The organism is Acidicapsa borealis (assembly GCF_059115245.1).
On record NZ_JCACNY010000001.1, the window covers coordinates 1,530,460 to 1,543,459 of the forward strand.

The following is a 13,000-nucleotide window of genomic DNA, read 5'->3' on the forward strand; positions in this document are numbered from 1 at the left end:
CGCCACAACGTTGCTTTGTGTAATGCTGCTGGTGCTCGTCACATTCGTTCAGGTGGCCCACGTTCACCCGGCCGCTGCCGACGCGGATCGTTGTCCGATCTGCGTGGTCATGCATTCGGCCGCTCCCGTGGCAGTCGTGGCCGCAGTCATCGTTTCTGCAGGCAGGTCAACAGCGGTGCCGGTTCCAGTCCTTCCGACAGTGATTCGTCCCTGGAACTGGACTCTTTTTAACCGGCCCCCTCCCGCGCAAGCCTAAGAAGCCCTCGATGCAGCGCCCCGCAAGCTCGTACGTGCGGTGGGCGCACTTCCGGAGAGAACAGGCAACGTCCGACTTCGAGCCAGTCTGGTGAGTCGGAGTTTCGGGCAGTCTCTCAGGAAACACTACCTTCGACGCATTTCTTACCATTGCGGAGGTTTTTTCATGCCGTCTATTCGCGGCCGTGTCTTTCGGCTTGTTTGCTTTCTTATTCTTACTGCGGGCACGTTTTGCTTTTCTCAGTCTGGAGCTCAATCCGGAACGCTTTCCGGAACCGTGGACGACGGTACCGGGGCAGTTGTTCCTGGCGCCACGGTGACTATTCAAAACCCCGTCAGCGGGTATTCCCGATCCACTGTATCGGATCCGACCGGGCACTATCAGTTCCCCAATCTGCCCTTCAATCCTTACCACTTATCCATCGTCGCGCCGGGTTTCGATGCCTATCATCGCGATGTCGAGGTCCGTACCACCGTGGCCATCACCTTGACTGATTCGCTCAAGGCAGGCGGCGCCGTGGATACCGTAACCGTGAATTCAGGCGATCTGCTGGAGAACGATTCGACCTTCCACACTGATATTGATCGCGGCTCGATGGAAAAGATTCCTCTGGAGAGCCAGTCGTCCGGTCTCAGCTCGCTTGTGACCGAGACTTCGCCAGGTGTGGCGACGGACTCCAACGGGCAGATGCATGGTTTAGGCGATCACGCGTCAAACACCTTTGCGATTGACGGCCAGAGCATTTCTGACCAGCAGAGCAAGGCATTTTCGAACCAGCTCCCATCCAATTCCGTTCAATCGATGGAAGTGATCTCTGGCGCGCCTCCGGCGGAGTTTGGTGGCAAGACCAGCCTGGTCATCCAGGTCACCACGCGTTCCGGCCAGGGCGTCACCACGCCAACGGGCAGTGTGACCTCATCGTTTGGCAGCTTTGGATCCGCTACGGGCGGGGTCGACTTGAGCTACGGCGGCAAGGACTGGGGCAACTTCGTCGAGGTGGACGGACTGAACACCGGACGATTCCTCGATCCGCCCGAGTTTCGCGTCTTCCACGCCAAGGGCAATGAGGAGAATGTCTTCGACCGTGTCGACAGGTCGATCACGCAGAACGATTCCGTTCATGTCGACCTGAGCTACAGCCGCTCATGGTTTCAGACGCCGAATACATACGACAACCTCAACGTGCAGAACGTCCTGAGCGGTGGAACCAGTGCGTCGCCTGTCTTCGGCAGCGTTGGCGATGCGGATCAGCGGTCGCAAATTGGCACCTTCAATATTGCTCCCACCTACACCCGGATCATCAGCGACAAGATGGTCTTCAATTTCGGCCCGTATGTGCGGCGCGATGCCTACCACTACTATCCAAGCAACAACCCGCTGGCGGATCGCGGTCCGGCCAACCTGCAGACTTCGTCCATCGGGCAGTTCCGGACGCTGACCAACGCCGGCGGACATGCTGATATTTCCTACGTCCGAGGCGGGCAGAACATCAAAGTCGGCGCCGTGTACTCGCAGACCTTCCTGCGGGAAAATGACACGCTCGGAATCGTTGATTCGACGTACAACGCGCCCTGCGTCAATGCTGCAGGAACCCCTCTTGCTGGCTATGCTGACCCTGGCGCCTGCGGAGAGAACCGGGCCAATCCCAACTTCCTTGCCGTGCTCTCGCCCTACGACCTGACGCGCGGCGGAGGGCTGTTCAGCTTTGACGGACACACCGACGTGAAGGAGCTTGCTCTCTATGCGCAGGATCAGATCACGGCGGGAAACTGGCTGTTTAACCTCGGCATCCGTGGCGATCTGTACAACGGATTGACCAGCGCGCGGCAGGTTGAGCCTCGCCTGGGAGCGTCCTACAAAATCAAGCCCACGAATACGGTGCTGCGTATCTCTTACGCGCGAACACTGGAAACTCCGTTCAACGAAAATCTCGTTCTGTCGAGCACCGGATGCACGAACGTAGTGCTGAATCCGTTGCTCGCCTGCAGCCCCGGAGTCGCTGGAACGCTGCAGCCGGGATTCCGCAACGAGTTTCACGCCGGGCTGCAGCAGGCCTTCGGCAAGAACTTCGTCTTCAGCGGAGACTACATCTGGAAGTACACCCATAACGCGTTCGATTTCAGCGTGCTGGGTAATACCCCGATCACCTTCCCCATCGACTGGCACAACTCGAAGGTTCCCGGTATCGCTCTGCGTGCGGACGTGCCCGACTTCCATCACGTTTCCGCTTATATTGTCATGTCGTCCGTAGCGGCAAGGATCTTTCCTCCGCAGACCGGCGGTGCGGGTGCAACCGTTGGTTCGAGCGGGCTGCCGTTCCGCATCGATCACGATGAGAAGTTCAACGAGACGACACATGTGCAGTACCAGACGCCGTTCAAGATCGGAAACTGGGTTGCGCCCTGGGTCGGCTTTAACTGGCGATTTGACAGCGGCCTAGTGGCTGGATCCGTGCCATGCTACAGCGACAACGGCGATCCCAACTCCAGCTGCGGTTCAGCGACGTTGCCAGATGGTACACCGGCTATCGACCTGAGTCACTTCACGGCCGACGAGGAGTTCCAGGCCGGCTTCACCTGCAACGGCGCAAAGGCGACGCCGAACATGGCGCTTCCGAATCTCTGCCCGGCAAGCGAGTTCACGTCAACCTTGGTGAAGATTCCAGCGATCAACTCCGAGAATGACGACAAGAACCCGCCGCGCATCGCTTCCCGAAGCCTCTTCGATGCTTCCATCGGGCAGGACAACCTGTTCCATGGAGACAAGAACAAGTGGAGCCTGCGGCTTTCAGCGGTCAACATCACCAACAAGTACGCTCTGTATAACTTCCTCTCAACCTTCAGCGGAACGCACTACGTAAGTCCTCGTGCGCTGACGGCGGAGGTTGGGTTCCACTTCTAAACGCGAACTCTTGGCAGATACAACAAGTCCCGGTCTCCCTGTGAGGCCGGGACTATCCGCTTGCTTAGGCTCTGAGTTGAGACTTCCATCGCGGGGAAGAATCTGTCATACTTGATTGTGCACCCCTCGTTCGGCCAATCCACACAATCCAATTTAGAGGTCGCAGCAATGTCGGCAAAGTACATCTTTGTGACTGGCGGAGTCGTGTCCAGTTTAGGCAAGGGGCTCGCCGCAGCCTCTATCGGTTGTCTGCTTGAATGCAGAGGACTTAAGGTCAACCTGATGAAGTTTGACCCCTACCTGAACGTGGACCCGGGAACCATGTCTCCCTTTCAGCATGGCGAAGTTTTTGTTACCGACGATGGAGCTGAGACGGACCTCGATCTTGGTCATTATGAGCGGTTTACCCACGCTCACCTGTCGCGGGAGAACAACCTGACGACTGGCCGCATCTACGAGCAGATCATCCTCAAGGAACGCCGCGGCGACTACCTGGGCAAGACTGTCCAGGTCATCCCGCACGTGACCAACGAGATCAAGAACGCAATGCGCAAGGTAGCCTCGCACGGCGCGGATGTGGTGATCGTCGAAATCGGCGGCACTGTGGGCGATATTGAATCGTTACCGTTCCTCGAAGCGATCCGCCAGATGCGCCAGGAGCTTGGCCGCGAGAACACGGTCTTCGTTCACACCACTCTCGTGCCTTGGATTGCCGCCGCGCAGGAACTGAAGACCAAGCCGACGCAGCACTCGGTCAAGGAACTGCTCGGGATCGGCATCCAGGCGGACATTTTGCTCTGCCGCACTGACCGCCACTTGCCGAAGGATATGAAGTCCAAGATCGCCGCCTTCTGCAACGTCGAAGAGCGCGCTGTGATCACGGCCAAAGATGTGGCTTCGATCTACGAGGTTCCTGTCGCGTTTGGGCAGGAAGGCGTGGACACGCTGGTGCTCAAGTACCTGCATATCGATGCCAAAGAACCCGACCTGACCAAGTGGAAGGATATTGTTCATCGCGCCTACAACCCGAAGGACAGCGTCTCGATCGGCATCGTCGGCAAGTATGTCGAGTATGAGGATAGCTACAAGTCTCTGAAGGAGTCTCTGGTCCATGGCGCGCTGGCGCATAACCTGAAGCTTGAAGTTACCTGGATTGAAGCGGAAGGCCTCGAGTCGAAGGAGCCTGGAGACAAGTCCTATGAGTCGCAGTTGGCCGGATTTGACGGCATCCTGGTCCCTGGCGGCTTTGGTAAGCGTGGCATTGAAGGCATGTTGAATGCGATCCGCTATGCGCGCGAGAACAAGGTTCCTTACTTCGGCATTTGTCTAGGCATGCAGACGGCCTGCATCGAGTTTGCGCGCAACGTCTGCGGGCTGAAGACGGCCAACTCCAGCGAATTCGATCCGGCGACAGAACACCGCGTGATCTATAAGCTGCGTGAACTCCTCGGCGTAGAAGAGATGGGAGGAACAATGCGTCTGGGCGCGTGGGATTGCGTATTGGAGCCTGATTCGCTGGCTTCAAAGGCATATGCCACGACCGAGATCAGCGAGCGCCATCGGCACCGGTACGAGTTCAACCGTGAATATGAAGCGCTGCTGGTTGGCGGCGGACTGCGGCTGACCGGAACGACGCCCGATTCGACCTATGTCGAAATCGTGGAAATCCCGGATCACCCGTTCTTCCTCGGCTGTCAGTTCCATCCGGAATTCAAATCCAAGCCGCTGGAGCCGCACCCGCTGTTCCGCGACTTTGTCGCAGCCAGCTATGCCCACCGCCCGAACAAGGTTGCAGCCGTAAGTGCAGAAGTGGAAGCTAGCCATGGGGCATAGCTTCGAGATCGGACCCGTCGAAGTTGGCGCAGGTAAATTGTTCCTGATTGCTGGCCCATGTGTGATTGAGTCGGAAACACATGTGCGGACGATGGCGGATGCTATTCAGCGGATCACTTCGGACCTGGGTATCCCCTTTATTTTCAAAGCCAGCTACGACAAAGCGAACCGGACTTCGGTGAAGAGCTTTCGTGGGCCGGGATTGGTGGAGGGGACGCGTATTCTGGGCGCTTTAGCGAAGGCTACGGGGCTTCCTGTGCTGACGGATGTGCATGAGCCGGGGCATTGCGAGGTGGTTGCTGAGGCTGTGGATGTGCTGCAGATTCCGGCGTTTCTTTGCCGGCAGACGGATCTGCTGGTGGCTGCCGGGAAGACCGGGCGCGCTGTGAACATCAAGAAGGGGCAGTTTGTGGCTCCGTGGGATATGCAGTATCCCGTTGAAAAGACGAAGTCTACGGGCAATGAGCGGGTGTTTCTGACCGAGCGCGGGGCGAGCTTCGGATACAACACGCTGGTGGTGGATTACCGTTCTTTGCCGGTGATGCGGCAGTTTGGGCCGGTGGTTTTTGACGGTACGCACTCGGTGCAGCAGCCTTCGGCGGCTGGCGGTGTGAGTGGCGGACAGCCGGAGTTTATTCCTTTGCTGGCGCGAGCGGCGGTGGCCGCGGGTGTGGATGGGCTGTTTCTGGAGGTCCACGACGATCCGGCGCATGCCAAGTCCGATGGGGCGAATGCGCTGGATTTGAAGCGTCTGAAACCGCTGCTGGAGACGCTTTTAGCGATTCACGCTGTAGCCCGGTGACCAACATTGCGCGTTACGTTGCGCAATAACTGTCCGACGATGCGCAATCCGCGTCGCACACTGCGCAATCGGCGTGCGTGCATTGCGCAATGGGAGGACAGACCTTGCGCAATCGAAGTGCAGTTATTTGGCTATGCTCACCGTGGGGGTGGAGCGGTTCCGGCTGATAGCATTTCTGCATGTCTAAATCCTTGCCGAGTCCTGTATTGAGCCGCACCTCGTGGGCCGGGCGCGTGGCTTCTTCGCGCTCCCTCGTTTTCGTTGCCACTGCTGCCTTGCTGTTTTCCTGCCTGACGTCGCCTGCTTGGTCCCAAGAGACGGGCACGAAGGCCAAAGTGGAAGAGATTCTGAAGAGTGTGAACCACAGCGTCCGGCTCGGTGCCGTCGCGGTTTCGCCGGATGGGTCGATGCTGGCTAGTGTGCGGCAGGGCAAGGATGGCTGGGGCGTGACTGTTGCCCCGTTTGCTGATCCGACGAAGACGACTGCGGTCACGGCTTCGAAGAAGCCGAACCCGAACTGCGGTGAAGGCTCGATCGCCTGGTCGCCGGACTCGAAAAAGCTGGCTTTTACCGGGAACTGCCAGACAGCTGACCAGGAGAACTTGTTTCTGGCCACCATCAGCGGTGACGTGGCCAAGGGCAAAGCCAAGGTGGATGTGGACCGGCTCACCGAGGCGAAGGGCGAAGTGGGCGATCCGGTCTTTTCGCCGGATGGATCGAAGATTGGTTTTCTCTACGTGCCGAACGCAACGCGCAGAGCCGGCGCGCTGGCGGCGATGAAGCCATGGGCAGGTGTCATCGGCGAGGATGGCGTGGAGATTCAGCGGGTTGCATTCGTCGATGCGGATGCACACAAGGCCGTGGCACCGACGCTGGCCACGCCTGAAAAGCTGCACGTGTATGAGTTCGACTGGGCGCCGGACTCGAAGACGCTGGCATTTGTCGCCGCGAATCCACCGGGGGAAAACAACTGGTGGGTGGCGAAGCTGTATACGCAGACTCTGAATGCCGAGCCAAAGGTGATTTTTGCGCCGTCCGAGGCTGCTGGGCCGATGCACGGGTTGCAGATTGCCGTGCCGCGCTGGTCGCCGGATGGGAAGTCGATTGCGTTTATCGGCGGACTGATGAGCGATCAGGGGTCGACGGGTGGCGATGTGTGGCTGTTGCCGTCCGAGGGCGGCGAACCAAAAGACTTGACCGCGAATCGCCCGGCCAGCCCGGCATGGATTGAGTGGAGCGACGACGCGCATCTCTATGTGAGCGAGACTTTTGGCGGCGACAGCCGGTTGGCGAAGATCCCGGTGGCAGGCGGCGCGGATACGGTGGTCTACACCTTCTCAGGATCGCCAGCGGACGGGCGGCTTGAGATGAGCCTCTCTTCGACGAAGGATCACTCGCTGTTTGTCTTCAACGCCAGTTCGTTCGACAAGCCCGCGGAGATCTATGCTGCGCACACTGCTGGTCCTGCGGTGCATGGTCTCGCGGGGTTGCAGCAGCTGACGCATTTCAATGACGGCGTGAAGAACGTGCGGGGAAAAACGGAGTCGCTGAGCTGGAAGAATGAGGGATTCAACGTGCAGGGCTGGCTGCATTTCCCCAACCCATACGATCCTGCGAAGAAGTATCCGATGATCGTGCTGGTACATGGCGGCCCGGCGGCTGCCGCGCTTTCGCAGTGGGGAACATGGGGGCTGAACTGGACGGTGTTTACGTCCCTCGGCTATTTCGTGCTGGAGCCCAACCCGCGCGGGAGCTATGGACAAGGCGAGGCGTTTACCGCAGCCAATCGCAAGGATTTTGGTTATGGCGATCTCCGGGACATTCTTGCCGGCGTGGACGCGGTTGAGGCGAAGTATCCGGTGGACGACAAGCGCCTGGGGCTTACCGGATGGAGCTATGGCGGGTTTATGACCATGTTTGGCGTGACGCAGACCAATCGCTTCAAAGCGGCAGTGGCTGGAGCGGGCATCTCCGACTGGCAGAGCTACTACGGTGAGAATTCGATTGACCAGTGGATGACTCCTTATTTTGGCGCTTCGGTGTACAAAGACCCGGCTGTGTACGCCAAGAGCTCAGCGATCAACTTCATCGACAAGGTGAAGACTCCCACGCTGGCGGTGGTGGGGGACCGGGATGGGGAGTGCCCGGCGCCACAGTCGTTTGAGTTCTGGCACGCGTTGCGGGATCAGCATGTGCCGACGCAACTGGTGGTGTATCCGAATGAGGGGCATGGGTTTGTGAATCCGGATCATCGGACGGATGTGCTGGTGCGGGCGCTGGACTGGTTTGGGAAGTACATGCCGGAAGGCAGGGAGTAGGGAACAGGGAATAGGGAACAGAAGACAGAGAACAGCGGACAGAGAACAGAGAGCAGAGAATCGAGAACAGGAGATGAGATTTGGGTTCGCTCGCGTTTCTGGGGGGAATTCGTCCATCAGATAACGGATTGGTGTGTCTTGCCCCTTGGTCTCTGATTTGGAGTTTCGGGGTGTTCGCGCTCTTCGGGTTCCCCTGCTCTTCCTCGTTGGGGCAGCGAAGGGTAGCCGCGTCCTGATACACTTTTCTTTCGGACTTCTTTTGGATTTTCGACATTGTGGTTGACCGTTCTGCCGTTACGAAAGCGGAGCGGGGAGGTTTCATGCAGCGGTTGCTGACGCTTGTTTTTCTGCTGTGCCTGGCAATACCGGCCGGCATCTCGATCTCCGGTTGCACACGCAATCCCGCCGGAAATTATTGCAACGGTGAAGGCTATGGATTGAAGCTGACGGATGTCGCTTCGATCGACCTCGAGCCGCGCACCACGGGTATTTCTCTCGCTTTTGGCCAGACGCAGCAGATTGCTACGCCGACGGCGAAGACCTGCAAGGGTACTTCGGCATCGGTGTCCAGCTATTCGTACGGCACGACGAACAATCAGCTGGTGGATCTTTCGCCGACCGGCAATATCTGCGCTGGCGTCTGGAACCGGCGCAGCGGTGGCGGTATTCCCGACTATACGATCTGCAACAAGCCGAACCCGTTGCCGACGACCAATGGCCTGCCGTATCAGACGGCCTATGTCACCGCGGCTGCTTCTTCGGTTACGTCCAACCAGGTTCAGGTCTTCGTCCATGCGCAGGTGACGGCTGTATCACTGGTGCTGGAAGATCCGACCACAGGTTCGACACTTGGGCAAGGCTGCTATTCGCAGACGCAGACGGCGCAATTGGACCAGTCCGCGTTCTACAGCAACAATGGCACCCAGACTCAGCTTTGCGGCCCGAATCTGGCTGGTATTCCGAGCTGCTCGACGGTAATTGGCCCGGCGACTTACACCGCGCAGAACACGACGGTGGCGACGATCGATCCGCTGGGCGTGATCACGGCCGTCTTGCCGGGTACGACTTACATCACTTCGTCGGTCGCCGGTTCGGGATCGTCGGCTGGATACTTCTCCACCTGCCCGCCCGCTTCGATCAATGTAACTCTGAACGGGTCTACTTCAGGGACGGTGACGCAGGGTGTGACGCAGAACCTGGTGACGACCATTGTCGACACCAAGGGCAAGCCGATCCAGGGTTTGACGCTCGATTACCAGTCGACGAATCCGCTGGATATCAGTGTGGGTTCGGGCGGAGCGGTAACGGCGAACTTTGCCGGTCAGGCCGACATTTATGCGGTCTGCCAGCCGACGACCTGCAATCCTGCTCCGATCGACAAGATTGGTGTGAACCAGACCGGAACGCCGATTACCAGCAACCAGGTGACGATTACAACGCCGGGCATTGCCAGCGCCTTTGTCTGGCTTTCCAACCCCGCTTCGCAGTACTTTGTGCCGGTGGAGTTGATTACGGGGACGGTTGGACAGTTGGTCCGGATGCCGTACTTCCCGAATTCGATGGTGTTGGACCGGACGGCGACGAGCCTCTATTTCGGTTCGAGCCACGAACTGATGGTTTACAATACCGCTTCAAACGCGCTGAGCAAGGAAGATCCGAATGTCCCGGGCGTGGTGCTCGCGGCGGCTCCGGATAACCAGACGATCCTGATCAACGACCCGATCCGCAAGGTCTTCTACCTGTACAAGACGGCTGCAGCCACGTACACCACGTTCAGCGGCGTTGGTACGGCGGCACAGTGGACTCCGGATGCGAAGACTCTGTACGTTGTTGGCACCGATGCCAACGGCGCTCCGACTTTGTTCGTGAACAATGTGAACACGGGTTGGACCACTTACGCTTTGCCGAGCGCGTCGAATAACGTCGCAATCACGATTCCCAGCGTGGGAGCATTTGAGAGCGGCACGCAGACAGTCGCTCATGCATGGTGCCCTGACCTGACCACTGGCCAGGCATATCCGCTGGCCACCGCTAACTTGACTCTTCCGCAGACGGATGCGCTCGGGGCGACGGTCGATGGTGACCACGTGATCGGCGTTGGCCTGAACGGCGGAACGACACCGACACTGTCGGATATCGGTCTGGATATTCCGTCGAGCTTGTATTCGGGTGCGTGTTCGCCTGCCAATACCCCGGACACGGTGGGAATTCAGTTTGTGATTCCGGGTGTGAAGCAGACGACGTTGAACTTCTCTGCCAGCCAGATCAATCAGGTGGTGACTTCGCCTGGTTCGAGCCTCGCGTTTGTGACCTATCTGGCGAGCGGAGCCGGTTCGCCGACGTTGCCCTACTACGAGCCCAGCACGCCGGGTACGCTTGGGAAGGTTGGTCAGATCACGTTGACCGGCGCTCCGACGGCTCCTGTGGCCGGTGCATTCAGCCTGGATGACACGATCTTCTTCGTGTCGACGTCCGGAGATAACCTGGTGCACTACATCGATGTGAAGTCGCTGACGGACACCAAGCAGATCAATCCGGGCCTGCTGGATGGCACCGGTAAGCCTGTTCCGGCTACGTTCATCGCGGTGAAGCCGCGTACCACGACCTAATTCAACCATCCTTCCCGCACATGGGAAAGGCCCGCTTTCGCGTTTCGGCGAAGCGGGCCTTTGTCTGTGCGCAGTTGTGTGGGATCAGCGCGCTTACGCTTCGTCCGGTGGACGGATGCGGCGGTATGGCGAGATAGAATCGAAAGTATGATCAAAGGAATTTCAATCCTGCGCCCAGCGGGCACGGCAGCCGAATATGAGCGCCTTGCCAGCTTCTTTTCCGCGCTGGGCTTTGGCCCCGGCAGTGGCTGGGATGATGAGCAGAGCAGGGGTGCTTCGTTCCTGGCGCCTCTGGGCAACTTAGAGATTATTCAGGGCAAGATGCCGGGCGAGTCGGATGTGTTTGTCGAAGTGACGCATCTGGATGCGATTCGCGAGGCTGCGCTGGCGTGGGTTCGGAAGCAGGGCGGTGAGGCTTCAGTGTCTGATGTGACGGAGACGTACTGGAAGTCGCGGCTGTTTACGGTTGAGCCGGTGCCGGGGAAGCCATTTACGTTCTGGGAGCTGACGGATCCGTTTGCGGGCAAGCCTGTGGCTGTTGAGGGCGACCTGTCGGCTGAGGGAATGCATTTCGCCATCGTCGTGGCGCGTTGGAATGCGGTGATTACGGACCGCCTGCTCGATGGCGCGCTGGATGGATTGCTGCGGAGTGGTGCGGCGCGGCGGCATATTGAGATTGTGCGTGTGCCGGGTGCTTGGGAAATTCCTGCTGCAGCACGGACGATTGCGGAACGGATTCCTGCCAATGGCGGGCCGGGGCGTGTGGACGCGATCATTACGCTTGGCTGCCTGTTGCGCGGTGAGACGGCGCACTACGAGGCTATCTATAACGAGGTTTCGCGCGGGATCGGGCAGTCGCAGCAGGAGACGGGCATTCCGCATGCCTTCGGTGTGCTGACCTGCGAGACGCTGGAGCAGGCGCTGAATCGTGCTGGCGTGAAGGCGGGGAACAAGGGTTTTGAGGCGGCGGTTGCTGCGATCGAGATGGTTTCGCTGCGGCGCAAGCTGCTGAATAGCGAGGGTGCATGAGCAGCACGGGTACGCGGCGCAAGTCGCGCGAGCTGGCGATGCAGATGCTCTTCCAGGGCGATATGGGGAAGCAGACCCCGGAGCAGGTTGGCAAGACGTTCTGGGTGGCTCGGGAAGAGTCTGATCTTGAGGTGCGCGGGTTTGCGCAGGATCTCTACCGGGTGGCCACGGCACGTTCGGAGGAGATTGACGATCTGATCTCCGCGCACCTGGTGAACTGGCGGCTGGAGCGCATGCCAGGGGTTGACCGCAACGTGCTGCGGCTGGCTGTGGCGGAGATGCTGGGGTTCAAGGGGACGCCGTTTCCGATCATCATCAATGAGGCGCTGGAGATTGCGCGGCGGTACTCGGCGCCGGAGTCGGTCGGATTTCTGAATGGCGTGCTGGATGCTTTGGCCAAGGAACTTGTGAAGAGGATTTAGGCGCTCGTTTGCCGCGGAGGTTCCATGGAGTTTTCGAACATTCTGGTAGAAAAACGTGCGCCCATTGCCGTTGTGACGCTGAACCGGCCGCAGGTGCTGAATGCGCTGAATGCCGCGCTGCTGGCTGAGCTTGAGCTGGCGGTGGAGACGCTGGCGGCTGATCCCGAGGTTCGCGTGGTGCTGCTGGCCGGGGCGGGACCGAAGGCTTTTGCGGCCGGGGCGGATATCGGCGAGCTGGCTGCGCTGGATGAGGCAAATGGGCGGGCTTATGCGGAGCGCGGGCAGGCGCTTTTTCGGCGCATCGAGACGCTGGGCAAGCCTGTGATTGCCTGCATTCATGGGTTTGCGCTGGGCGGAGGATGCGAGCTGGCGATGGCCTGCACGCTGCGTCTGGCGAGCGAGGATGCGAAGTTTGGTCAGCCTGAAGTGAAGCTGGGTGTGATCGCGGGATTTGGCGGTACTCAGCGGCTGCCGAGGCTGGTGGGGCGTGGCGCCGCGCTGAGGCTGCTGCTGACCGGCGCGATCATTCCGGCGAGCGAGGCTTTACGGATTGGGCTGGTGGATGAAGTGATTCCGGCGGGTGAGTTGATGGCGCGGGCTGAGGCGCTGGCGCTGGAGATTGCGGGTCAGGCGCCGGTTGCTTTGCAACGGACACTGCTGGCGGTGGATCGCGGTCTGGATGTGTCGCTCGAGGATGGTTTGGCCGAGGAAGCGCGGCATTTTGGACACTGCTGTGGGACCGAAGACAAGGCTGAGGGGACTGCTGCGTTCCTCGCCAAGCGGCCTGCGCAGTGGACAGGGAAATAGGATTTTCTGCTGATATGCTGAGT

At 59.4% G+C, this 13,000-nt stretch carries 8 protein-coding genes; all 8 read left to right on the forward strand.

Annotation, left to right across the window (positions count from 1 at the left end; translation table 11 throughout):
- Positions 1 to 421 precede the first annotated feature (421 nt).
- Positions 422 to 3,157, forward strand: coding sequence for a carboxypeptidase regulatory-like domain-containing protein (locus AC5S27_RS06145; RefSeq protein ID WP_493933680.1), 2,736 nt, complete (start codon positions 422 to 424; stop codon positions 3,155 to 3,157).
- Between the two features lie 168 nt (positions 3,158 to 3,325).
- Positions 3,326 to 4,990, forward strand: a complete 1,665-nt coding sequence (pyrG, locus tag AC5S27_RS06150; RefSeq protein WP_493933681.1) for a CTP synthase — start codon at positions 3,326 to 3,328, stop codon at positions 4,988 to 4,990.
- A complete protein-coding gene (gene kdsA, locus AC5S27_RS06155; protein WP_493933682.1) occupies positions 4,980 to 5,792 on the forward strand; it encodes a 3-deoxy-8-phosphooctulonate synthase in 813 nt (270 codons plus the stop codon). Before pyrG ends, kdsA begins: the two co-directional genes overlap by 11 nt.
- Before the next feature lie 179 nt (positions 5,793 to 5,971).
- Complete coding sequence (locus AC5S27_RS06160; protein ID WP_493933683.1) at positions 5,972 to 8,110, forward strand: S9 family peptidase; 2,139 nt, start codon at positions 5,972 to 5,974, stop codon at positions 8,108 to 8,110.
- A 320-nt stretch (positions 8,111 to 8,430) separates the two neighbouring features.
- Positions 8,431 to 10,719, forward strand: a complete 2,289-nt coding sequence (locus tag AC5S27_RS06165) for a hypothetical protein (RefSeq protein WP_493933684.1) — start codon at positions 8,431 to 8,433, stop codon at positions 10,717 to 10,719.
- A 147-nt stretch (positions 10,720 to 10,866) separates the two neighbouring features.
- Positions 10,867 to 11,748, forward strand: a complete 882-nt coding sequence (gene ribH / locus AC5S27_RS06170; RefSeq protein ID WP_493933685.1) for a 6,7-dimethyl-8-ribityllumazine synthase — start codon at positions 10,867 to 10,869, stop codon at positions 11,746 to 11,748.
- A complete protein-coding gene (nusB, locus tag AC5S27_RS06175) occupies positions 11,745 to 12,170 on the forward strand; it encodes a transcription antitermination factor NusB (RefSeq protein ID WP_493933686.1) in 426 nt (141 codons plus the stop codon). The genes ribH and nusB overlap by 4 nt, the downstream gene beginning before the upstream one ends.
- A gap of 24 nt (positions 12,171 to 12,194) precedes the next feature.
- Entirely contained in the window at positions 12,195 to 12,977 is a 783-nt protein-coding gene (locus tag AC5S27_RS06180) for an enoyl-CoA hydratase-related protein (protein ID WP_493933687.1), read from the forward strand.
- Positions 12,978 to 13,000: the final 23 nt, after the last annotated feature.